This is a genomic window from Ulvibacter antarcticus, from assembly GCF_003688405.1.
In the GTDB taxonomy this organism is placed as follows: domain Bacteria; phylum Bacteroidota; class Bacteroidia; order Flavobacteriales; family Flavobacteriaceae; genus Ulvibacter; species Ulvibacter antarcticus.
Genome location: NZ_REFC01000013.1, coordinates 326,940 through 351,936, shown reverse-complemented (window position 1 = coordinate 351,936; position 24,997 = coordinate 326,940). Strand labels below are relative to the sequence as shown.

The 24,997-nt window shown below is 35.1% G+C and carries 22 protein-coding genes; 13 read left to right on the top strand and 9 right to left on the bottom strand.

Going from position 1 to position 24,997, the window contains the following annotated elements; all coding sequences use genetic code 11:
- The 3 genes from deoC to BXY75_RS10470 are packed head-to-tail and all read left to right on the top strand — an operon-like array spanning position 1 to position 1,767.
- Positions 1-663, top strand: a complete 663-nt coding sequence (gene deoC, locus BXY75_RS10480) for a deoxyribose-phosphate aldolase (protein ID WP_121907703.1) — start codon at positions 1-3, stop codon at positions 661-663.
- Complete coding sequence (deoD, locus tag BXY75_RS10475; protein ID WP_121907702.1) at positions 660-1,361, top strand: purine-nucleoside phosphorylase; 702 nt, start codon at positions 660-662, stop codon at positions 1,359-1,361. Before deoC ends, deoD begins: the two co-directional genes overlap by 4 nt.
- A gap of 7 nt (positions 1,362-1,368) precedes the next feature.
- Positions 1,369-1,767 (top strand): OsmC family protein, encoded by a 399-nt coding sequence (locus BXY75_RS10470; RefSeq protein ID WP_121907701.1) that lies wholly within the window; start codon positions 1,369-1,371, stop codon positions 1,765-1,767.
- 14 nt (positions 1,768-1,781) lie between these two features.
- Here BXY75_RS10470 and BXY75_RS10465 read toward each other — a convergent pair whose 3' ends face one another.
- The 6 genes from BXY75_RS10465 to BXY75_RS10440 form a co-directional block, all read right to left on the bottom strand.
- Complete coding sequence (locus tag BXY75_RS10465; protein WP_170152879.1) at positions 1,782-2,606, bottom strand: DUF6544 family protein; 825 nt, start codon at positions 2,604-2,606, stop codon at positions 1,782-1,784.
- Entirely contained in the window at positions 2,603-3,232 is a 630-nt protein-coding gene (locus BXY75_RS10460; RefSeq protein ID WP_121907700.1) for a DUF6064 family protein, read from the bottom strand. Before BXY75_RS10460 ends, BXY75_RS10465 begins: the two co-directional genes overlap by 4 nt.
- 10 nt (positions 3,233-3,242) lie before the next feature.
- Positions 3,243-3,734, bottom strand: a complete 492-nt coding sequence (locus BXY75_RS10455; protein WP_121907699.1) for a hypothetical protein — start codon at positions 3,732-3,734, stop codon at positions 3,243-3,245.
- Entirely contained in the window at positions 3,731-3,928 is a 198-nt protein-coding gene (locus BXY75_RS17285) for a hypothetical protein (RefSeq protein WP_245962958.1), read from the bottom strand. Before BXY75_RS17285 ends, BXY75_RS10455 begins: the two co-directional genes overlap by 4 nt.
- Before the next feature lie 198 nt (positions 3,929-4,126).
- The gene (locus tag BXY75_RS10445) at positions 4,127-6,664 is read right to left on the bottom strand and encodes a cation-translocating P-type ATPase (RefSeq protein ID WP_121907698.1); all 2,538 of its coding nucleotides are present in this window, start codon (positions 6,662-6,664) and stop codon (positions 4,127-4,129) included.
- A 368-nt stretch (positions 6,665-7,032) separates the two neighbouring features.
- A complete protein-coding gene (locus tag BXY75_RS10440) occupies positions 7,033-9,201 on the bottom strand; it encodes an FUSC family protein (RefSeq protein ID WP_245962957.1) in 2,169 nt (722 codons plus the stop codon).
- A gap of 253 nt (positions 9,202-9,454) precedes the next feature.
- Between BXY75_RS10440 and BXY75_RS10435 the strand changes: the two genes are divergently transcribed.
- The 4 genes from BXY75_RS10435 (at position 9,455) to BXY75_RS10420 (ending at position 13,632) form a co-directional block, all read left to right on the top strand.
- On the top strand, positions 9,455-10,384 hold the full coding sequence (locus tag BXY75_RS10435) for a YeiH family protein (protein ID WP_121907696.1): 930 nt from the start codon (positions 9,455-9,457) through the stop codon (positions 10,382-10,384).
- 438 nt (positions 10,385-10,822) lie between these two features.
- The gene (locus tag BXY75_RS10430; protein WP_121907695.1) at positions 10,823-11,938 is read left to right on the top strand and encodes an NAD(P) transhydrogenase subunit alpha; all 1,116 of its coding nucleotides are present in this window, start codon (positions 10,823-10,825) and stop codon (positions 11,936-11,938) included.
- A gap of 3 nt (positions 11,939-11,941) precedes the next feature.
- Positions 11,942-12,238 (top strand): NAD(P) transhydrogenase subunit alpha, encoded by a 297-nt coding sequence (locus tag BXY75_RS10425; RefSeq protein WP_121907694.1) that lies wholly within the window; start codon positions 11,942-11,944, stop codon positions 12,236-12,238.
- Between the two features lie 5 nt (positions 12,239-12,243).
- Positions 12,244-13,632, top strand: a complete 1,389-nt coding sequence (locus tag BXY75_RS10420) for an NAD(P)(+) transhydrogenase (Re/Si-specific) subunit beta (protein ID WP_121907693.1) — start codon at positions 12,244-12,246, stop codon at positions 13,630-13,632.
- A 31-nt stretch (positions 13,633-13,663) separates the two neighbouring features.
- Here the strand turns inward: BXY75_RS10420 and BXY75_RS10415 are convergent, their stop codons facing one another.
- On the bottom strand, positions 13,664-15,253 hold the full coding sequence (locus BXY75_RS10415; RefSeq protein ID WP_121907692.1) for an FMN-binding glutamate synthase family protein: 1,590 nt from the start codon (positions 15,251-15,253) through the stop codon (positions 13,664-13,666).
- A gap of 797 nt (positions 15,254-16,050) precedes the next feature.
- On the opposite strand from BXY75_RS10415, the gene BXY75_RS10410 reads away from it, so the two are divergent.
- A complete protein-coding gene (locus BXY75_RS10410; protein ID WP_121907691.1) occupies positions 16,051-16,536 on the top strand; it encodes a GbsR/MarR family transcriptional regulator in 486 nt (161 codons plus the stop codon).
- 272 nt (positions 16,537-16,808) lie between these two features.
- Here the strand turns inward: BXY75_RS10410 and BXY75_RS10405 are convergent, their stop codons facing one another.
- Entirely contained in the window at positions 16,809-18,107 is a 1,299-nt protein-coding gene (locus BXY75_RS10405; protein ID WP_121907690.1) for a T9SS type A sorting domain-containing protein, read from the bottom strand.
- Between the two features lie 136 nt (positions 18,108-18,243).
- Between BXY75_RS10405 and BXY75_RS10400 the strand changes: the two genes are divergently transcribed.
- The 5 genes from BXY75_RS10400 to BXY75_RS10380 all read left to right on the top strand — a co-directional run bounded on the left by BXY75_RS10400 (position 18,244) and on the right by BXY75_RS10380 (position 24,396).
- A complete protein-coding gene (locus tag BXY75_RS10400; protein ID WP_121907689.1) occupies positions 18,244-18,738 on the top strand; it encodes an META domain-containing protein in 495 nt (164 codons plus the stop codon).
- Between the two features lie 23 nt (positions 18,739-18,761).
- Positions 18,762-20,009 carry a YCF48-related protein gene (locus BXY75_RS10395; protein WP_121907688.1) on the top strand — a complete coding sequence of 416 codons (1,248 nt, stop codon included), beginning with the start codon at positions 18,762-18,764 and terminating at the stop codon, positions 20,007-20,009.
- A 27-nt stretch (positions 20,010-20,036) separates the two neighbouring features.
- Complete coding sequence (locus tag BXY75_RS10390) at positions 20,037-21,551, top strand: T9SS type A sorting domain-containing protein (protein WP_121907687.1); 1,515 nt, start codon at positions 20,037-20,039, stop codon at positions 21,549-21,551.
- 418 nt (positions 21,552-21,969) lie between these two features.
- The gene (gene nhaA / locus BXY75_RS10385) at positions 21,970-23,295 is read left to right on the top strand and encodes a Na+/H+ antiporter NhaA (protein ID WP_121907686.1); all 1,326 of its coding nucleotides are present in this window, start codon (positions 21,970-21,972) and stop codon (positions 23,293-23,295) included.
- A 6-nt stretch (positions 23,296-23,301) separates the two neighbouring features.
- Positions 23,302-24,396, top strand: a complete 1,095-nt coding sequence (locus BXY75_RS10380) for a mechanosensitive ion channel family protein (RefSeq protein ID WP_121907685.1) — start codon at positions 23,302-23,304, stop codon at positions 24,394-24,396.
- A 219-nt stretch (positions 24,397-24,615) separates the two neighbouring features.
- Here the strand turns inward: BXY75_RS10380 and BXY75_RS10375 are convergent, their stop codons facing one another.
- The gene (locus BXY75_RS10375; protein ID WP_121907684.1) at positions 24,616-24,984 is read right to left on the bottom strand and encodes a cupin domain-containing protein; all 369 of its coding nucleotides are present in this window, start codon (positions 24,982-24,984) and stop codon (positions 24,616-24,618) included.
- Between the last annotated feature and the right edge of the window lie 13 nt (positions 24,985-24,997).

Below are 24,997 nucleotides of genomic sequence, written 5' to 3'. Positions count from 1 at the left end.
ATGACCAATTTACATACTTATATAGAACAAACACTGTTAAAACCTACAGCTTCAGTTGATGATATTTTAGCACTTTGCGATGAGGCAAAACGGTATAATTTTTATGGGGTTTGTGTAAACAGTTCATATGTTTATCTGGCAGCAAATGAATTAAAAGATCACCCTATCAAGGTAATTTCTACAGTGGGTTTTCCATTAGGTGCATGTAGTACTGAGACAAAAATTAAAGAAGCAAAGCTAGCTGTGAAGCATGGTGCCGATGAAATCGATATGGTTATTAACATCGGATTCTTAAAATCTTCTTTAACAAAATCAGTGATTGAGGAAATTCGAGTAGTGAAAAAAGCCATTAATCGTCGGGTATTAAAAGTAATTATTGAAACATGTTATCTGGATGAGGCAGAAATTAAACAGGTCTGCGAAATGGTTCGTTTGGGAGGCGCAGACTATGTAAAAACCTCGACCGGCTTTGGTAGCAAGGGTGCAATTTTGAAAGATGTCGAATTAATGCGAAGTGTTGTAAAAGACAAAATAGGCATTAAAGCTTCCGGCGGAATAAAAACAGCAAGTCAAGCCATAGCATTTATCAATGCCGGAGCCACTAGAATAGGGACGTCCAATGGAGTTGCTATTGTTTATGACCCAAAAAACCATTCAGTATGAGTACACATATAGAAGCAAAAAAAGGAGAAATCGCCGAAAATGTTCTACTGCCAGGCGATCCTCTTCGAGCCAAATGGATAGCCGAAAATTTCTTGGAAAATTCAAAATTGTATAATGATGTTCGTGGAATGTTAGGTTATACGGGTACTTTTAGAGGTACTCCTATCTCTGTGCAAGGTACTGGTATGGGAATTCCTTCTGCACTTATTTATTGTAACGAGCTCATAAAGGATTATGGTGTTAAAAACCTAATACGTGTTGGAAGTGCCGGCTCTTATCAAAAGGACATTAAACTGCGTGATATTGTAATCGCGATGGCGGCATCTTCTACTTCGGGGATTAATAATACTCGCTTTATTAATAACGACTATTCACCCACAGCAAATTTTGAACTATTTATGAAAGCAGCCAGCTATGCCAAGGAAAACAATATTCCTATAAAAGCCGGCAATGTATTATCCTGTGATGAATTTTACGATGATGATATTGATAGCTATAAAAAATGGGCGCAATTTGGTGTACTATGTGTGGAAATGGAGGCTGCAGGTATCTATACAATTGCAGCAAAATACAATGTCCGAGCATTGGCCGTTTTGACTATTTCAGATTCATTAGTAACCAAAGAAACCACATCTGTAGTTGAACGAGAGCAAAGCTTTGATACTATGATAAATATAGCACTTCACACTTTAATATAAATTTACAATGGATTTCTCAATCACCGCGACATCTCAATCAGGAAAAGAAGGTTCTTTTCATTTAAAAAATGGAGCAGTTTCATTTGGTATTACTAAAGAAACAGCTGGACTTCTATCGAGCCCGGCAGATATTTATCTTAGCTCATTAGCGGCTTGTATTCTTAAAAACATTGAACGCTTCTCAGGAATGATGAAATTTCAATACGACCAAGCTACTATTAAAATTTCGGCAACCCATTTTATTAAACCTCCAAGATTGGAAAGTATCGTGTACGAAGTAATTCTTTTGAGTAAAGAAGAGAAGATTAATACCGCTCTTTTAAAAAGAAATCTGGAAAAGTTTGGAACAATCTACAATATGGTTGCGCAATCTTGCAATGTATCTGGTAACATTATCCATAAATAAATATTGATAGGCGTTTAGAATTTTTCAGCTTTATTGTATTCCACTTCTGTTACATTGAATTTTGCATAGCTGAAATCTCCTTCCGTTAATTTCCAAACGGCTTCAATAGTTGTCGGAATTAGTATTCCATTCATTTCATTATAGTTAGTTAATTTACCGAGCCACGTTTCTAAGTTTTCATTTCCCACATATCGCTTTGTTTCAAGCTGCGTTATTTCTCCAGTTTCATTAATAGTTACAATGTAAGATATTGTTAAGCTATCGTGAATAAAAGTTAGTCTCGCTGAGATACTATCAATCGGTGTCCATTGTAAATTTTTGTTGGGCAAAAGATTTGTTGGAAACCAAACGCTCTCACCAAGCCATCGTAGCAATTCTCCTTCATTATATTTTTCTCCATTGCCGTCAACAATATTATAGACAGAAAAGAGTGAAACAGCAAGTCTGCCTTTGTCAGCAATATACATATCACGTGCTACAAACATTGAGGTCGTACCTTTCCATATAAAACCGGGTTTTTCGGTAGTAAAATACTGTTCTCCATCAATATTTACCCAATCTTTTTTCAGGTCTGTTTTAAATTGCCCGTCATGTTTCAATCTGATATAACTAATGAATGGTTGCCCCTCCTTTAAAACATGTTTAAAATATCGCTGCACGGGTTCGGGTAAATCTTCGAGCTGTTGATAGCTGAATTTTTTGTCTGAAATATTTTTTGATTCAGCAAAAAGCTGTTTTACCTGCTTGTTAAAATTGATAGATAAATTTATTTTTCCAATAAGGAATGTTATTGCAATTATCGCAATGAAAACTAAAACGTATATCATAAGTTTTTTCATTTTTTTGTTTTAAATAGTAAGGTACCTGTAATGATTGCAGTAATTGGCATCACAAAATCTTGGTAAACTCCAAATTGTATTGCTGCGCCTAAACCCACAACTGCCCATAAAGAAGGGATAATTAATAAATATTTTGGGAACTTATTACTCGCCATCATAAATAAACCAAAAGTAAAAATGGTAGATGGGCAGGGTAATCCAAGGGCTATGGTTCTGTTAAATGAACCATGAACAAAATAACTTATGATTGGATAAACAATAAATCCAAATATTATAAAGAAGTAACCAAAATAATTTTTTGTGTGAGAAGAAAAACTAAAAATTAATCTATCCTTTAAAAAAGTATTTATTAAGATTAACACACCTTGTAAAATAAAGAAACCTCCAAATACAAAAGCTAATTTATTTATTGCAGTAAAGAATATAATATGGTACACAATTCCTATCCATACCCACAGTAGTCCAAGAAAACTGCCAATTAGTTTGTTTTTTGATGAATGTTTAGAATGGATTAAAAATAATGCGAACATTCCCAATAAAATAATGATCCATTGAAATGGAAACACTGTTGAATTGTATTCTTCAAATACACTAAAAAACTGTTCGGTTGTAAAAGGAATTTCCATTTTGCAGTGATTAAAAATATATTTGGTAAGTATGAATGTTATGAAAGATTAAAAAGATAATGGAAAGCGAAATGAAAACCCATCGCTTGTAGGACCAGTTGAAATAAAAGCTATCTCCTATCAACCCAATGCCAATCAACCAAAGTACAGGAGTATATGCTGGTGATAAGACGCCTAAAGCGCTTTTACTCCATAAACTATCTGGATAATAAATTAAAACTAACCAGGAAGCAAAATATAGTATAGTTCCAAAAATAAATAATTGAAGTCCTTGCTTTTGGATAGTTTTTGATATTTGTATCGGCATAAAAACCATCATTGCAAATACTATTACACGAACAATATTTTCCCCATAAATTACAAATGGAGAAATGTTTTGTAATACTATTTCAGGCTTTGTAGTTTTAGGCAGTTGGTCTGTCAATAAAATATTCCAAATTAAAATTGGTATCGTTAAGAGAAAACAATTAAAAAGATATTTAAAGACATATGGTGATTTCATTTTATCAAATTATTTATATTGATATTTCTTCTAAATAATAACGCAAGCATTAACATGGCCGATGGTGGAGTAATTGTCCATTCAAAAGGAGCTGTGAACACTTCTTTAAAAAAACGAATTGCGAAATAGGTCATATCGCCAACTTCTTCAAAAAAACGTTTGGTTTTTACTACTATGGAGTTTGTTCCTTTCAACACCTATTGATTGTATTAAGTAAAAATAAGATGCTTGTTATCAATGAAAAATGATATCTGTCAGTTACCTTCTAATGCCCAGCCCATGTCTGAAAGGTTATCGTCAGTGTGGTTTTCGATTCTAGTAAAACACTATCTAAAATTAGAATGCCAATAAACTTTCTGAGTTATTCAAAATCAGTTCAATGCTCTTTATCATTAGCTTAAAGTGCCATTTTTCGTGGGAAGACAGTTTTTCTTGATTTGTTGCCGTTTCCACCATTTTACGATTTCATACCAAAGCGTACTTAACATTCCAATGCCAACGCTTACACCAATTTGGTTAATACCAAGTCTTTCAAATCTAAAGAATTCAGTGAATGGTGGAACGAATAGGAGTGATAAAGTTATGCCTACAGTGATTCCAACGATAATAGGTACCAATTTGTTTTTATATTTGAAAGTGGTAAAAACGGAATATATAAAAGAACGATTTACAAAAGTCAAAACAATGTTTGCGGTTATGAGAGCGGTAAAGACCATTGTACGGGTTATTGTTTCATTATGACCGCTATTTACCGCTATTTGATATACTGCAAGTACGCCTATAGTAATTGCCAATCCTTGAATTATACTGGTAAAAAGTTCGTTCCAATTAAAAAAGGTCCTGGAGTAAGGTCTCGGTTTTTGAAGCATGGAATCCTTTTCCAGCGGTTCGTTTTCATAAACTATCGAGCAGGTTGGACCCATTATTAATTCCAACAAAATTACGTGTATAGGTGTAAAAATATTAGGATATACCCATCCAAACACCAAAGGAATAAAAACAGTAAGTATAATGGGAATATGGATTGAAATAATATACTGAATCGCTTTTTTAAGATTGGAATAGATTTTTCTACCCATCGCCACAGCATCGACCATCTTTGAAAGGTCATCATCCACAAGAATTAGTGATGCAGATTGTTTTGCTATTTCAGTTCCTTTTTTACCCATCGCAATACCAATATGAGCGGCTTTTAGCGCAGGGCCGTCGTTTACACCATCACCGGTCATTGCTACTATATGGCCTTGTGCTTTGAGGGAGTTTATTATTTTGAGTTTTGCTTCAGGAAACATTCTGGCAAAAATATTTTTTTCTGAAGTGATTTTTTGAAGTTCTATAGCATCCAATGCGACAAGATCATCTCCTGACACCACATCTTCAGAACCTCTAAAATTTACCTTTTTTGCAATTGCAGCAGTAGTTTCAGCAATGTCTCCCGTAATAATTTTCACTTCGATTCCTGCATGGTAAAAATCCTGAAATACTTTCTCAATATTTGCTTTTGGCGGATCATAAAAAGCAATCAATCCATTAAAATCAAAGCGAAAATCCTGTTGTTTTTTTGGCCAGTCAGCACCTTCAAAATAAGAAATTCCCACACCCAAAACCCGATATCCTTCCGCGGCCAATTGACGTATTTTTTGTTTTAAGATTTCTCTTTGCTCCTCGCTTAAATTTGAAACAGCAATCAAAGCTTCAGGGGCCCCTTTGGCTGCAATGATACGCTCCTCTTTAGCATTCGCAAAAATGTGAGTCATCATCGGAGGTTTGCCGCTCAAAGGATATTCGTGCACCATTTTGAAATTAGGCCTTTCATCATTTTTAACAAGAGTACCGTAATACGTGTGCAACGATTGCTCCATCGTATCAAAAGGAATGGGCTCGCTGGCCCACATTGCCGTGGTTATAAGCTCGATTTCACTTTTGGAAAGTGTTTCTTTAACTGAGGTGATTTTATTTTCTTCCAACGTAAATATCTTATCCAGCCGCATTTTGTTTTCAGTAATCGTACCTGTTTTATCCACGCAAATCACGGTGGCACTACCCAAGGATTCCACAGTTTTCATCTGTTTTACGATGACACCCATATTCATAAGTCGCCATGCGCCAATGGCCATAAAGGTGGTAAAAGCCACTGGGATTTCCTCTGGTAAAATACTCATTGCAAGCGTGAGCGCCTTTAAAAGACTGTCCAAAACATTTTCAGAATTGTAATAATTGATGCCCCAAACCAATAAAAAAACAATCGCCCCCGCGATAACCATCTTTTTAACAAAATTGTTTATCTGGAGTTCAAGAGTGGATTTTTCGGAAGAAATGCCTTCAATACTTTTTCCTATTTTTCCAGCTTTTGTTCCATTCCCAACCTCAGAAATTTCAGCAATTGCAAGCCCTCCCGCCACTTGCGTTCCCATATAGATTTTGTTATCCTCAGAAAAGGTATCTTTTTCGACCGAAAAAGATTCCCCCGTCAATATGGATTCGCTCACCGAAAAATCATTGGAATGTACAATAGTACCGTCCGCAACAATGGTTGAACCTTCCTCTACCATCAAAAAATCACCAACCACAACTTCTTCGCTTTTGATTTCGACTACGGTTCCGTTACGGATCACCTTACAATGAGGCTGTGAAAGTTCTTTGAGCTTTTCGAGCGCATTGTTAGTTTTAGCGTCTTGATAGAGCGAAATGGCTGCCACCAAAAGAATTGCGGCAGAGAGAAATATTCCATCGCCAGTATTTCCCGTAAAAAAATACAGCGTTGCAGCAACCAACAGCAAAATGACCATTGGTTCCTTGACCAGCCCTTTTATAGCTTCAAGGAAATGGTTCTTTTTTTTCGACTTAAGAATATTGGAACCATATTTTTTTCTTGACGCTAGAACTTCATCCTGATTAAGACCTTGAATAGCTATATTTTTTATGGACATTGTTTTTATTTATCAAGTTTTTTGAAATGTAACCACTTGTTGATATTATGGATAACATCAGCTGTTTTCTTTTACAAAAAAAATTAATAATCTGAATCGCAGGAAAATTTATTCAATATCAGCTTCCCTCTCCAAATACCTATGAAATCTATTATCTTTAAAATGGAACATAGTGAAGGAGCATTTATAAATTTCTAATGATTCAAAAATAGTTTTATGATGAACCAAGTACTATGACATATATCATTTTACTTTTTTTGGGTTTAATTGACAATGAAAATTGTTACAGTTTGAATTTTGCCGTGGACAGTTTGTTGTTATTTACAACTAAGGTATTATGAGAATCACGAAATGACTTAAGTTGATAATTAATCTAACTCTAATCCTTCTGTTAATGGTAGCATCTTCTCACTAATAGAATGTAACCATCGTAATTGTTCCCAAATAAGATGCGCTTCCTGAAAATTGCGCTCGTTATTGGATGTGGTTTTTATCATAGATTCCACATCTTTAAACGAAAAATTAGCTAATCTTTCATTAGTTGATGCCAGTATCTTGCTTTGTTTAATTGTTTTATTTGCTTCGGAAGGGTTTTCTACTACGCTGATGTTTTGAGCCAGATTTGTATCAATAATTTTCACTGCTTTTTTGAAATGTTCTGAAGCCGGTGTCGTCTTGTGATGTTGCAAATATGTACTTAAGGAAGCCAATGAAGAAAGCATGGTGTGATTGAGCACTACCAATTCATAAATAGCATCTATATTTTTCTGTTTAGACTTCGGCTCTTGAGCCATTCTTTGGAATGCCGCGTTAAGATTTGATGTTTCCAAAAATGCGACTTTACGCGCAATTTTATATTCCGTAGAAACAGCCGTTTTTTTCACATAAACTTCGCTAATACATTTTAGGAAGTTACGATTGGCGGAGATGCTGGCCTTTATGTTGCCTCGAATTTCTAAAAAACCCCATGCAGGCCATAACCATAGAATTGCCATAAAAGATAGTGCCGCACCAATAATCGTATCAATAATTCGATATTGAATCACCACCAGTATATCTGGCCTTAAAATGGCATAAATAAAAACAACACTCAGCGTCACGAAAGTTGCCGATGCTTTATAATTTTTTTGAACCACAGAGAAGGCAACGACTAATGAAACAATCCCCAATGCCCCTAAAACATAAAAGTCTTTTATAAACAAGACCATCCCGGCCGCGATAACCGCTCCTAATAGTGTGCCGATAATTCTATCCTTGGAACGTGCTTTTGTTAACCCATAACTGGGTCGCATAATCACAATAATCGTTAATAATATCCAATAAGGGTTTTGAAATTCCAATAGTACACCTATCAGGTAACCCAACATAATCGTAACCGCTAATCGCAAGGAATGTCTGAAAATCACAGATTTAAAAGTGAAATTACGTAAGCCCATTTTTAAATTATAATCCCTAGGAATAAGAAAACGTTTAAGTGCATTTGTGGCAAGAAAATCGGATGTTTCCAATTGTGGATTGCTGGAAAGCCATCGTATCCGTTTCAGCTTTACGAATTGCTTTTCTTGATATTCAAGTAGGTTCTGGAGAATTATAAAGTGTTCGTAATTCTCTTGATTATTGAGCTTTTGAATATTTTCGCCCGCAGATTTTAAAAGAGCATCAATTTTTGAATCATCAATGCTGTTTGTTTCTTCGGAATTAGCAAAATTATGAAGCTGATTTGAAATGGTAAAAATGATATCTTGATAATACTGTTTTAGAGTTGGATGTGCGACAAAGACCGTGTCCATTGTATCGTAATCCACGGGATTTGCGATGGCAGTTTCCAACATCTCAACAAGTTGTATGAAAATGAGCAATTTCTTGTTCTCATAATTTGAGTTTCCTGAAGCTTTACGCGAAGAGATTAAAATATCTCTTAAGGTTTCGTGATGCTCAATTAGATCGGTCTGCAGTTCATGGAGTTTACGCTGTAATTCCTCACGATTTGTTTGTTCTCCAATTAAACTAGCACGCGTATCTAGAAACTTAGCGGTCAGTTCAAAAGTTTCAGAAAGGGACTCTTCTGTCTGTGCCTTGCGATTAAAACGATAGGCAATACTAACCAACAATAAATACCACAATCCACCGGCACCAATAAAAAGTGAGTATTCATAAGGTGCAAGTTCAGATGGGGTATGTGCAAAGCTCAGAACCAGTGCCAGCAAACCGGAAAAACTGATTAGTGAAGCGCGAAAACCATAAATGGAAATATAAGCAATAGCAAATGTGAGAAGACCCAAAACCGGGATTAAAAGCCACGTAGCAATGTTAAGATATCCACCAATAAAACTAACCACCGTTACTAGTGCCGTTGAAAAAAGTATACCAGATTTTTTGTGATGAAAACTACCGTGTGTATTACTAGGTGAACTCCAAAATGCGCCAAAACACAACGCTAACCCAATCCCTAAGTGATCAAAAATAATTCCTAAAATAACCGGTAGACTAACCGCTATACCAACTAGAATTGCTTTTGAAAAGCTGGAACTCTTCAAAAAACCTAAAAAATCAGAAATCGAATATTTTGAGTTTGTGACTATAATTCTTTTACGATTATTTCTATTTGTAAAGATACTCTTGTTCTTTCAAGGCGACCTATTACTGTACTTAAAAAAACAAACTTAATAATAACTTAATAAGCTACTAGTTTACACTGTTAACTGAATAATTTAGCACGATATTTTGATAATGTAAATTAAGTGATTGAGGCTTCACTAAATTATGCTACTTTAGTTGTCTTTTTTAGATATGAACGAAAAAGTCATTAAAAAACTACTTTTTGCAATTGGCATTATAATTTGTCTGTCCGGATTGATTAGTAGCCCAATTGCCCTTTTAATAGGGTTTCTCTTTACTTTAATTTTTGGGCAGCCGTTTGAGAATTATACGCAAAAGGGAATTCATTATCTATTAAAAATTTCGATAGTAGGCTTGGGTTTTGGGATGTTTATTAATGAGACCTTACAAACAGGAAAAGAAGGCTTAGGTCTTACTATTTTTACCATTATTACCACACTTATTTTAGGCTGGTTATTCACTAAACTCCTAAAACTTGATAAACATTTAGGTCACTTAATCTCATCCGGTACCGCGATATGTGGTGGAAGTGCCATCGCCGCAGTATCATCAGTGATACGCGCAAATCCCAAGACAATTTCTATTTCCTTAGGGGTTGTTTTTCTCCTAAACTCCATTGCCCTCTTCATTTTTCCGACAATAGGGCATTTTTTTAATATGAGTCAGCACCAATTTGGATTATGGGCAGCGGTCGCCATTCACGATACGAGCTCGGTAGTGGGTGCTGCGATTCATTATGGAGATGAAGCATTGCGTGTTGCTACTACGGTAAAATTATCAAGAACCTTGTGGATCATTCCTCTCTCCGTAGCTTCGATGTTTATGTTCAAAACAACCGATGGAAAAATTAAAATCCCATGGTTTATTGGGCTTTTTATCATTGCTATTCTCCTAAACAGTTATTTGGCAATACCAGAAGTTATAACAGTTAGTATCACTTCAATAGCGAAAAAGTTGTTAATCGTAACACTCTTTCTTGTTGGAAGTACATTGTCGATAGATGAATTAAAAAAAACTGGAATAAAACCCTTTGCTCTAGGAATTATACTTTGGGTATTTATTTCGGTTAGCTCATTTTTATTAATAATAAACGGAGTCTAACAAGTATACTTCTATAGTATACTCAATGAGCTTTCTAATTGGACTCATGACAACTTACTTTTAAAGTAATCGAATTTCGTAATTAATAATCTTTCCTTCAGAATGCAAACTATCTAATAAAGGTTCGCACCTTGTAAATAACAATTTCGGACTTACAATTTCTTCAAACAACTCATTTAATTTTCACATGGTTCTCTAATTTTCCTTTTTTCTTCTGAAACAATTGAGGAAAAAAGTATCACTTGAGACATTATTACCCGATCTATTTTTTTCTAATAAAATTGTTATACTTCAGAAAGAATTGACATACAGCAGTTTAAGACAGTTTTATCAAAACAGCAATTTGTTGGCATGGGGATTGAAAATTGGCTTGACTTATCATAACTAAATTATAATTTTTCTGAAACAAACTATTGAAACCAAAAATATGATACTACTATGAAATATATAGGGATAGTAAAAGAGCCCAACTTTGAAACTAGAATTTGTTTCTTACCTAAGGAAGTTAGCTTAGTGACAAAACAATTAGAGTTAGAAGTAATAATTGAAGCGGGCTTAGGTGAAGCCTTAGGAATTTCAGATAAAGACTATGAAACCGCTGGAGCAAGAATACATAATCGCGACTTTATACTAGAAAACTCGGATTACGTACTGTCAATTAATGATTTTCACGATTTAAACTTAGATGGAAAATCTAAAAATATCATAGGTATTTTTAATATGTTATTCTACCCGGAGAGAGTTGAAAAATATTTGGAAAAGAATACATCTGTCTTTAGTTTAGACTTATTACCACGCACAACTTTAGCACAATCTATGGATGTGCTTTCGTCTATGGCTTCCTTAGCTGGATACAAAGCAGTTTTAAAAGCTACATCTCATTACAGTGGTTCCCTCCCGATGTTCACAACAGCTGCTGGAACATTGAATCCCGCCAAGGTTTTAATATTAGGAGCCGGTGTTGCCGGACTTCAAGCGATTGCCACTGCAAAGAGATTAGGAGCTGTAGTAGAAGTATTTGATGTTCGGAAATCTTCTGCGGAAGAAGTTAGTAGTCTCGGAGCTAGATTTATAGAAGTAGAAGGATATGAAGAAGAAAAAAATGCAGGGGGTTATGCCATTGAGCAATCGGAAGAATATCTCGACAAACAAAAGAAGTTAATTCAGAGCCGGATTAGTATTGCAAACATTGTAATATCTACTGCTAATATTCCCGGAAAGAAAGCACCAATTTTGATAGATAAGCAAGCGCTCGATGCAATGTTGCCAGGATCGGTTATTATTGATTTGGCAGCAGAACAAGGAGGAAATTGTGAATTAACTCAAAACCAAAAAACAATTATATACAACAACGTCACAATTATTGGAGACTCAAATCTTACAAGAGAAATGTCACAATCTGCCTCTCAATTGTTATCAGCTAATTATTACAACTTTCTAAAACATTTAATCAACTCAGCTAACGAGGATGATGTAATAATAAAAGGTTGTCAAGTTGTAAGTAATGGTAAAATTTCACATCCACAATTAATAAATAAATTTGAAATAGCATAAGCCATGGAATTTATACAAGAAAATCTTCAAACTATATACTTCGTCATTTTTTGTGTTTTTATAGGGATAGAAGTCATTGCGAATGTGCCCGCAATTCTTCATACACCTTTAATGTCTGGTGCTAATGCGATAAGTGGCGTTATTATGGTGGGTGCGGTAATTATGTTATTTCAAATACCCCCAACTAACTACTTGTTATTGGTTCTAGGTGGCATCGCCGTTTTTCTTGGAGCTTTAAATATTTCCGGAGGCTTTTTTGTTACCGGCAGAATGCTAAGAATGTTCAATTCCAAAAAATAATATAGATGAACGTAATAGTTGAAGTTGGCTATTTAATAGCCACAGTATCTTTTTTAGGTGGATTGAAGTTTATGAGTTCCCCGAAAAAAGCCAAAACGGGAAATCTTATCGCCGCCATTGGGATGATCATTGCTGTACTTTGTACGTTTCTGGCGTTGAAGTCCAATTCTATTCCTACAATAAATTTAATTATTGTTCTTGTGGCAATTGTCTTAGGAAGCTTTGCAGGAAAGCGGATGGCGTCTAAAGTAGAAATGACGGCAATGCCACAATTAGTATCCTTATTTAATGCTACTGGTGGTGGATGTGCAATGCTTTTAGGTATAATTGAAGCGCATCAGTTAGATGCTAATTCCTCCATAATTGGAATCCAAATTTTACTACTTTTAAGTCTAATAACTGGTGCCATCGCAGCTACTGGAAGTATTATAGCCTTTAGAAAACTAGCCGGTAAAACCAAAGATAACCGGAAGGCAGTAATTGTAATAGCCTCTAGAACGTTACTGGCATTAATTTTCATAATACCAATAGTATATTTCTTAGGTTTATTGCCTATCAGTTTCGAAATTCTCACCTATACAATCGCATTCCTATCCTTGAGCTACGGAATTCTATTCGTGCTTCCAATTGGAGGTGCTGATATGCCTGTCGTAATTTCTTTATTAAATTCAATCACAGGTATTGCAACAGCCCTATCCGGTTTTGTATATGGCAATAAAGCGATGATTGCTGGGGGTATTTTTGTAGGCGCCGCTGGAATCTTACTAACCCTACTAATGTGCAGAGCGATGAATAGATCCTTATTGAAGGTATTAGCAGGGAAGTTCAAAAAAACAACATTATCTGGTGATAGTGAAGACCAAAATATTAAGTCAATAAGTATTTCTGAAATAACCATGCAGTTATCTTTTGCAAGTAAAATTGCGATAGTCCCTGGATATGGTCTAGCGGTAGCACAGGGCCAACATTTGTGTGGGCAACTTCAAAAGCTTTTAGAAACTAAAGGAATTCAAGTAGATTTCATTATCCATCCGGTGGCGGGAAGAATGCCGGGACATATGAACGTGCTTTTGGCAGAAGCAAATGTCGATTACGATCTATTAAAAGAAATGAATGAAGTAAACGAAAATATGAAGCAATACGATATGGTATTGATAATTGGAGCAAATGATGTAGTGAATCCTGCAGCAGAAAACAAACCGGATAGCCCTGTATATGGAATGCCAATAATTAAAGCTTACGAAAGCAAACAAGTTATTGTAATGAAAAGAGGAATGAGCACAGGATATGCAGGAGTATCGAACGACCTATTTGGGATGGACAATTGTCATCTATTATTTGGAGATGCAAAAGATTCATTGCAGGACATTGTTAATCAATTGAAGTTGATATGATAATTGTGTTTAAAAAGTTGTTTCTATAAATCTACTTCATTATTCTCGTCATATGGAAGAACTTTTTATAGCTCTCAGGAATAGTATCTATGTTTAATAATGAGCCAGGTTCCATATAAGGAAAAATCTCATCATAAGTCATCACGTTATACAGACCTACCCTCTTGCTAATATGATTTCTAGTTATTTCACTAGGATCATTAAGACCCGCTGCTGCCACGAGTTCTAGAAAACTATGTATGGTGGCCTCTTGGTATCGTTGAGCGCGAGGTGCTTTGTCTTCTACTACTAAACCTTTGACCAAAGATGCATTTTGAGTGGCTACGCCAACCGGACAGGTATTGGTATTACATTTTAATGCCTGAATGCAGCCTACTGATAACATCATGCCACGTGCACTGTTGCAGCCATCAGCCCCCAAGGCAATGGCTCTCGCCATGTGGAAACCAGTAATGATTTTGCCAGCAACGATGACCTTAATTTCTTTTCTTAATCCAAAACCTACCAAAGTGTCGTGTACAAAAATCAATCCTTCGCGTAAAGGCATTCCCATAGAATTTGAAAATTCCATAGGTGCTGCACCAGTCCCTCCTTCTCCACCATCAACGGTTATAAAATCAGGCTTTATTCCAGTATAAATCATCGCCTCGCAGAAATCCATAAACTCCTGTTTTCTACCAATACATAATTTGAAACCGATGGGTTTACCATCTGACAACTCACGAAGTTTTTTTATAAAATACATAAATTGGATTGGGTCCGAGAATGCCGAATGCGAAGGAGGCGAATGCACTGCGATATGTGGTTTGATATGTCTAATTTTTGCAATTTCCTCGGTGTTTTTTATTGCGGGAAGAATACCACCATGACCAGGTTTTGCACCTTGAGACAATTTAATCTCAATCATTTTTACTTCTGGTCGCGTTGCATTCTTTCTAAAGCCTTCTTCATTGAAAGTACCATCTTCATTTCTACAACCAAAATAGCCTGTTCCAACTTGCCAAATAAGATCGCCACCATTTTCTAAATGATAATCACTAATACCCCCTTCACCTGTATTATGAGCGAACCCTCCCATTTTCGCACCTTTATTTAAGGCGAGTATCGCATTCTTACTCAAGGAACCAAAACTCATTGCAGAAATATTCAACAAACTTGAAGAATACGGTTGCTTACAATCTTTACCGCCAATTAACAATCGAGGAAATTCTCCAATTTCTTTTGGATTGTGTTTTGCGTACATAGAATGTTCCATCCATTCATATCCCGAATGATACAGATCCATTTGAGTACCAAAAGGTTCTGTATCATTTTCTCCCTTTGCTCTGCGATATACCACTGATCTTAAGATACGATTTAGAGGTCTTCCCTGAGTATCGGTTTCTACAAAGTATTGCATGATCTCGGGACGAATAGATTCCAAAACATATCTAAAGCGACCTATTAATGGAAAGTTTCGTCGTATCGTATGCTTTTTTTGGAGAATATCGAAAATCCCCATTAAAATTAATGGTCCTAAAAAAAGAAACAGCCACAATATTGGTAACCAAAAAAAAGCGATACCTATAATAGATACAACAACGATTACCGAAACTAACACAAACTGTTCACGAACTTTCATACTCAGATTTTATGGTTTTAACAAATATAATTTTACGTAGATTAATTAGATATAAAAAACTTAATGTTTACTTTATTTTATGGTGAATACTATTCCGTAGGAAACTTTTTATGTATTTCTTAAAAAACCCTGACGTCAATAGTACAGACTTCAGGGTTTAACTTCTAAATAATTATTATGTTATAGCCACAACGAAATTATTTACGTTTTCTAGTTTGTTGGGCTTCCAGTTTCATTTGTATCTTCTCCTGCTTTCTTGTTTTTAAATCTACTTTAGGAGCTTTTAAGGTTTTTCCTCTAGCCATGATTTCTATAATTTAAATTGTGAATTTTTGATTTTATTACACATCAACAATCCTAAATAAAAAACCCTCTCGCGCGAGATATCATCAATTGCAAGCAATTGGAATAAAAAAATGGTGTAAGGTTTAATGGACTGTTTTTAGCACACTCGCGGTGCTTATAAAATCGGGAAGATGATTTTCAATTTAAGCATATAAAACTCTATGTAATGTGATATTTTACCATCAAAAGATGTTTTTAATTGAAGAATAATACGTTGCAATTCGCCAAACATTACAGAAAATCTTAACTTTTGATTATAAGCCAAACATACCCCTTATTATTCAAATTTCAAATTAAATATTTCTTAAAGTTATACGAGTAATTATTCATAAAACTCTAAAAATAAACGTCTTGAAAGTTAAATCAAATTTATTATTAATATTTTTAAAGATTTAGTTCGTTTATTTACGAACTAAATGTACTTTTATATATGATTTATAAATTAATTTAGGATGTCCCAACGAAAAGAACAGGCGCAACTTATTGAAGAAATTGGTCTTGGTATTGAGGAGCGTTTAAGACTCTCTCCGTTGGCATCGCGAATTTATGCACTTTTAATCCTCTCATCTTACGACGGGCTAACATTTGAAGAAATAAAAGAAGAGATTCAAGCCACTAAAAGCTCCACTTCTGTAAATATTAATGTGTTAATACAGCTTAACTATATAAGCTACTACACAAAACCCGGAGATCGAAAACGCTATTTCAGACTTGCAAAATATTCCTCTTTAATTGCTCTTGAAGCAGATCATCAAGCAATAGATAATGAAATGGCAATTATAGAAAGAATAAACACTTTTAATAAAAAATATCATCCCGAAAAATTTACTAATGAACAGACTTTAGGTCATATTTTTCAGGATTATTTAGTAGAGAAACAGGAATTAGTTGATCGGGTCATTAAAAAGATGCGAAGCTTTCGTGAAAGTGAGAAATAATCCTCATAATCTATCATATCCAAGTGAAGGCCCGCTACTTTGCAACATAATGACTATTTACACTAAGGGGTAACGCATTATATTACACTTTGAATTAGTTTTTAAAAAGTTGTGATAAGTATTATGAGATTGAGAATGTTCTCTAACTTTTTGATGTATGAAGGTTTAGTAAATCATATCAATTAATTCTTCAAGACTTAAAAGGGATCAACTAAAACTGTAATTTTAGATGATCCCTTTTTATAATTTCAGTAAAAAACTTAATCGTATTACTATTGTTTTACAATTTTTAAGTTTTCGACACTTCCATTACTCAATACCTTCACAAGATAAACGCCACTAGCTAGATTTGCTAAATTTAGTTCATTTAGATTTTCACTTAAAGTAAAGTTAGAAACTTCCTGTCCTGTAATAGTGCAAACAGCAACCGAATCAATTGCTTCTTTTGAATTCAAATAAAGAATGTTTTCAACTGGGTTCGGATAGAAAGAAATGTTATTATGAGATACATTTTGCACTCCTAAGACAATAAGATCATCTAGATTCACCATCCAACCTTCAGCAAATGGTGGTGGACCGTTTACCCAACCAGCGATATATTGACCGTTAGGAGAAACTGATATTGCGGTTCCTAAAAGACCATCAGAAGTATTAACAGTTACACCATTATCTGCAAGCACATCCTTCAAATAAAGAGGCTGGCTCCCTAAAGAAGGGTGATATATTATTGCGTCTCTAACTTGAAAATCTACCTCAGCAAACCCCACTACTACCCCATTGTCAGAAATACTTGTAAAAGCGGCATACTGTGCACCAACTGGATTTTCAAAACTTGTAAATGTGTTAGTTGCCATATCAAATATAAACGGCTGAAGGTCAAAGTCACCTACCATGACATTACTACTATTTATGTCTCCAATGGTATTATCTCCTGAAAGTACAGGTAATTGACCCTCTGGAATAAAATGATATTCTCCGTCTAAAGTACGATACGCCGGAACACGTAGCGTCCCTCCTGAATCCGGACGATCTACCCATCCTACCATAATTCCGTTGTCATTTACTGCATAAGAAGCACTTGCTTCTCCTTCCGGGTCGAATGTTCCAATAAGTACTTCAGATTGGGTATCGAATAAAAATCCACCGTAGTCAAATCCAATATTTGTTTGACCTGTTATGTATTGGCTATTTGGAGAAATACCATATACCGTATACTCATCTGTTGAAGGATCTTGAGTTGGTAAATAACCTATAGGGTTCCATATACCACCAATTCTATAAGCAGCTTGTAAAATAAAATTTGGCTCGTCATAAAACATTGTTCCAGCAACATTTTCATTGTTATTTATAGCAACCATGCTGAAAGCATCCGATTCGATGGGAGTTAATTGATTTGTTGCAAAATCATAATATTGATTGACGGTAATTCCAAAACCTGCATCGTTCACATCACTAAAACGTGTGGACCCTTGGGTAAGTACTTTCAATTCTACTTGTGCCTGGACGCTTGCTGCACCTAGCAGTAGACAAATAATCAATAAACTTTTAATAAAAGATAATTTTTTTTTCATTTCGTTAATTTCAAATAGTGAATAATAATGCTTAACTCTTTCAAGACTAAACTTTAACAATATTTTTATTCTATTTAGTTCACAATGTTACGAACTAGTTGTAATTTTGTCGTGCAAACATAAGAATAATATTATTATGAAAAATAAATTAGCTGTAATGGTTTTATTAACATTAACAATTGTGAGTTGCGATGCTACTAAACATCAAGTAGATCCTATGGAACAAGAAGATACTATAAATACAGAAATTAATGATAATACATGGGAGCTTACAACCCTCGATGGACAGAATATTGATCAGTCTGGGGTGAAAGGAAAAAAAATTCAGTTTACGCTGAATAGCACTGATAAAACTATAAGTGGTTTTTCTGGTTGCAACATATTTAGTGGTAGTTATTCTCTTGAAGCCGGTGGCCATATTAGAATCTCACAAGTAGCCAGTACTCGAATGGCTTGTCCGGATTCCAAGTTTAACGAAAATGAATACCTCAAAATATTTGAACTTACAGATAATTATACAATACAAAATGGAATTCTGTCGATGAATGTGGGAAGAAGAGCAGCACTCGCTGTATTTAAAATAACAACAATGGAAAATCGAGAAGGTGACCATATTATCCGAAATAATTAAAATAAATATCAAAAACTCTTGCAATGAAAAAAACTACTTTCTCTTTAAAAACATTCATTCTAAGCATTGCTATCGGCTTTGGAGCTTTAATGACTTCGGAAGCTCAAACTTTTGAATATAAAGACACAGGAACCGACTTTATTCTATTTGATCTTTCAATTCCTCCCGGATCGAACAATATTGCTTATGCGGCCACTTCAAAATTTACATTTGATACGGAGGGTACGATTTTAAAAACTGTGGATGCTGGTGAAACATGGCAGGTCATCTACCCTACTTCCGGAACCGGACCGAGTTTTGAAAAAATCGAATTTATAACTGACGACATAGGATTTGCAGTAGGATATGATCTTATTCTGAAAACCATTGATGGCGGAACCACTTGGTCTGAAATAACCGTAGGTGCAGATGTTTATCTTTATAATAACCTCTCTTTTTATAACGAGAATATAGGTTTAGTTTCTGCTCAACTGAATAATAGTCCGTATTTCGCGATTTATTTAACCACAGACGGTGGCGCTACCTGGACGGCTGCAACCGACGTTTTAAATGCAGGTGGAATCGAGATAGCATATGCAGACCAAAACACACTGTTCTCTGTTGGTGCCGATGAAGTGATAAGCAAATCAACCGACATTGGAGATACATGGACTCAGATATACTCCGGAATCTTCCAGAATTACTTTGTTTCAACTTCCTTTAAAGATCAAGATAATGGTCTTGTGGCTGGAGAAGACGGATTGATAAAAACCACACATGATAGCGGTACTACCTGGAGTGATTTTAGCACTGGATATCATCATTTCTTCGCACTTGCCTACAAAGGCGATCAGCTATTGGCAGGTGGTACAGATGAAGATATTTATTTTTCAGAAGACAATGGTGCTAGCTGGGATATGCTCTTTGATGGCCCGGGTTTTAATCAACTTTATGAAATTGGCTTCTTCGCGGATGGATCGGGTTTAATTTGTGGTTCCGGCGGTAAGATGATCAAGTTTAGCGATGTGTTTTTAGGCACCTCCGAAAATTCTATGTTGGACAACCAATTGATAAGTTTTTACGATTCGAATTCTGAAACATTTACGGTACAATCGAACACCGAAAATATAGAAAATATAAACATTTATGCAATGACAGGGCAACTTGTAGAGACCTTCAAAAACGATTCAAATACGTTTAATATGAATGCTTCAGAATATTCAAAAGGAATTTATTTGGTAACTGTCACCACTAAAAACCGAACCAGTAGTTTAAAATTTTTAAAACAATAATCAATTTTTAATTTAACAACAATCACAATGAAAAAATTACACACTATACTATTATTTTTAGTATCGATTTCAATTACCTACGCACAATCAGGCACATTAGACCCCACTTTTGGAACCAACGGAATTGTCACTACCGTAATCTCGGGAACTTTTAACTTTTCAGCTGGCACCGTAGTGCAATCGGATGGAAAAATTGTTGTTGCCGGTTATGCAGGTGAGCCTTCAAGTTACAAAGCAGCTGTAGCACGTTATAATACTGATGGCACGCTTGACACCTCTTATGGTAATGCCGGAACACTGATTATTCCTGTTGGAGCCAACAAATCGTATGCAACAGATGTTGCGCTTCAAGACGATGGAAAAATAGTATTGGGGGCACGCACCTGGGATAACGTTAGTGGAAATTTTGCCGTGATTAGACTTAACATAGATGGAACTCTTGATACTTCGTTTGGTACCGGAGGATTAACGATTGCCAGCAACGGAAACGATGTTGCCGAGACAGTCGCGATTCAAGACGACGGGAAAATCGTATTGGGTGGATACACTGATGATGATTTCTCGACAGCTAGGTTTAATACTGATGGTACTTTAGACACTAGCTTCGGAACTAACGGATGGTCAATTACCGAATTTGACACGTCTTTAAGTTTTATAAAAGAAATTGGTATTCAGGACGACGGAAAAATTGTATTAGCAGGTTTTATAGTAAACTCTAAATACCAAATGGCCGCGGCTCGAATTAATGCTGATGGAACAATCGACAATACTTTTGGCACAAATGGGAAGGTCTTTTTTAACGTTGGTCCCGATAACGACTTTTTGGAAGGGATGGCCATACAAGCGGATGGGAAAATTTTACTAGGAGGACATTCCTACGTTTCAAGTCCACCTTTGAAATATGACATGGCCATTGTAAGATTAAATATAGATGGATCTTTTGACACAAGCTATGGAAATAACGGTGTGTCCACTGCTAGAATCGTAGATGGTGCTAATTACACCCGTCGTATGACTATTCAAGCTGATGGTAAGGCCCTATTGGTTGGTTTTACGGTAGTAGGCACTGAATATAATATAGGAATGGCTCGTTTTGACACCGATGGTAATCTGGATGCGTCTTTTGGTACCAACGGTATGGTAAGCACCGATATAAATGGAAGAGAAGATTATGGTAATGCCATCGCAATTCAGCCTGATGGAAAAATTATTATCGCAGGTAATTCATATACTTCTACAGGTACTGGTGAAATAGTAGTCGTAAGGTACGACAATGGCACATTAGGCAAAAATGACAACGCTGTATTAAACAACCAGATTATAGGTTTCTACAATTCAAATTCAAACACTTTTAACCTTCAATCTGAAAACAATATAATCGAAGGTGTAACCATTTACAACATGACAGGGCAACTTGTGGAGACATTTAAAAACGATGCTACTATTTTTAGTACAAATGTTTCAGAATATGCAACAGGGGTTTATTTGGTTACTATCAATAGCGGTAATCAAACAAGTCATATGAGATTTATAAAGTCGTAACTCAGTGAGTTAATGAAAAATGGACTCTAATTATAAACAGATTCGAACAAAAATCGGATAAACTTAAAAATTAAATCCCCCTGCATCGAAAATGCGGGGGTTTGTAATTGTAATGAAACTACTTAGAAACAGCCTACCCAACATTTCAAAGAAGGAAAAGATTATTGCCTGAAGTATATTCAAAAGTCTCACTATGACTGGGGATACCGAGGGATGTTTACGCATGTTGTTGACGCGCTTATTTAGAAAGCTTGATTATTTGAATAAAATATCGTTTATCGCTTTTAAACTAAAACACTTAACTCAGCTTATTTTTAAGTAAATTGAAGTCTTTTGATTCTTAAACGCATTCAATAAAATTAAGAGTTAAGTAACTGTGCTTTCGTCGAATGAATGAAATTCTGAATAGCTAAAAAATATGATACAAAAAGTTTTTCTTACCCCTTTTCAGAAATTTGTAAAAATTGAAAGTTTTAGTGGTATTCTATTATTATTTTCAACAGTAATTGCTCTTATTTGGGCGAATTCGGCCTTAGGAAGTACTTATAACTCCATCTGGAAATATGAATTAGGAATTGTTACAGAAACTTTTGAGTTTAAAAAACCATTGATCCTATGGATAAATGATGGCTTAATGGCTGTATTCTTTTTCTTAATAGGCCTTGAAATTAAAAGAGAGTTACTGGTTGGTGAACTGAATTCGGTTAAAAAAATTGCTTTCCCACTATTTGGAGCATTGGGGGGTATGATTGTTCCTGTCCTATTTTTTGTTTTATTAAATCAAAACCCTGAAACATTTTCTGGTTGGGGAATTCCTATGGCCACAGATATTGCTTTTTCTTTAGCAATTTTGAATAGTTTAGGAAAGCGTGTACCACTAAGTCTCAAAATATTTTTAACTGCATTTGCCATTGTAGATGACATAGGTGCAGTACTGGTGATTGCTATTTTTTATAGCGGGACTATAAATGTGGTCCTTTTGTTAGGGGCATTAGCAATGCTTAGCGTTTTATACTTTTTAGGATGGAAGGGCTTCTATTCAAAATTTGTATTAATATTTACAGGGATCGTCGTTTGGTTCCTGTTTTTAAAATCGGGTATTCACCCTACAGTTGCAGGAATTCTATTAGCTTTTTCGGTCCCTATCAGGCAAAAAATAGACACTAAAACTTTTCTAGATCAATTAGAAACTATTTATGCTAATATTAAAGGAAGTACAATTCTTCAAAAACCCATTTTATCGAATGAACAAATAGAACATATCGATACCTTAGAAGATTGGACAACTAAATTTCAATCACCATTACAGCATTTGGAACATAATTTACACGGCTGGGTAGCTTATTTTATTATTCCTGTCTTTGCACTTGCAAATGCTGGCGTAATGGTTAACAGTGGTGTCGAATTGGACACAGCTTTAATAATCAATATTATTATATGCTTAATATTAGGAAAAGGTTTAGGGATTCCTATTGTTGTATTCTTAGCCAATAAGGTAAATCTTTTAACTATTCCAAACGATATCAACATACAACAAATCATTGGGGTTTCATTCTTGGCAGGGATTGGCTTTACAATGGCAATTTTTATAAGCAGTTTGGCATTTTTGTCTAAACCTGAATATATCGACTCTGCTAAAATTGGTATTCTTATTGGGTCCTTTATTTCAGGATTAATTGGATATTTTATTTTAAGGTTTAATAAGAGGTCAAAACAAATAGATGAAAGTTTAAATATTAATTAGTTTTAGATGGAAGATTTTTTTAACACATATAAATTAGATATTTTTTGGACCGCGGTTATAATTGCATTGGTTGTGTTGTTACATTTTTTAACCAATGTTTTGCACAAATGGTTCATAAAACAAGAACGACTTAAATTTCCCGGAGAAAAAGCATCTCCAGTTAACCTCGTAAAACGAATTCTCAATGCATTATGGTTGGTTCTTGGGTTAATCGCATTGAGTTATATGATAGTGCCTGAAGAAGAACACGGCGTATTAAAAGGACATTTTGAGCTCGTATTGTATTTAGGTATCGTGTCGGTTGTAACTATTGTAGCAGCAACTGCCGCTAATATGTGGTTTAAAAAAAGTATTATAGACAAAATTGAAAACAACTATGATCCTACGAATTTTAAATTTTTACGCTATATAGCAATAGTTGTAATCTACATAATTGGATTACTCTTAACATTACTCGCATTTCCTTCTTTAAGAGGTGTGGCCCAAACCGTATTAGGCGGTGCCGGAGTGCTAGCCCTTATAATCGGTGTGGCATCTCAAGAAGCCCTATCTAATTTAATCGGAGGGTTTTTTATAATTTCTTTCAAGCCTTTTAAGATAGGAGATCTGGTAAAAGTGACAGATACTATGGTAGGTACTGTAACAGATATAACGTTACGTCATACGGTAATTAGAAACTTTGAGAATAAGATGATCGTTATTCCAAATTCAATTATCAACAAAGAAAAGCTAATTAATTATGACATGGGTGAACTTAAATGTTGTGAACGTATTGAGATTGGAATATCATACGATAGTAATATCGATTTAGCTAAAAAGATAATGCAGGAAGAATGTGAACATCATCCACTTATTCTTGACAATCGTACGGAATTAGAAAAACAGGAAGGCAGACCAGTCGTGAAGACTGCCTTGACCCAGTTTAATGACTCTTCAATGACCATACGAGCATGGGCATGGGGAAGCAGTTTTGGTGAAATCTTTCAACTAAAAATTGATGTGTTAGAAAGTATTAAAAAACGATTTGACAAGGAAGGAATAGAAATTCCATTTCCATATCGAACAATAGTTATGAAAAAAGAAAAAGAGACTCTTAATTGAAACGTAGCAGGAGATAAAAATAAGTTCCACATCAATCGACTTTTCAAAAAACCGGAGCCTTTTAAACTAAGAATTCTAATGGTCATAAGCCAATAATTCCCTGAGAGGTTCAATTGTGACATTAACTAAATAATAATTGCAAAAATGTCACTCGTTATGATTGTAAAATAATTGTAAGGAATATCGCGAAATACCAGCAATGTTGATCTTTACCTTAGGTTACTTTGGTTCAATAATTAAAAAAACAGCAGTGCTGTCTCCTGTATTTTGGACCTGATGAATGGTCTTTTCTCCATTGAAAAAATCATAACCCGATGGGACGTTTACCTCTCGGGTACCCTCAGAATCTGTTATGGTAAAGGTGCTTCCTTTTAAGGTATAGCCAAAGTGTGGTTCATGCACATGTTTTTCATGTCCTACTCCGGGGGCAAAAGTGCATTTTAAAACTCTGATACGTTCATTATCCTGGAGAACTTCACAAACAGCTTGTCCTTTCCAGCCCGCTGCTAGTGGATCAGGGAGTCCGCTTGTGCTTTTGCAGCTCACAAAAATGATCATGATTATTGAGGATATTTTAAAGATATTCATACAATTTATTTTA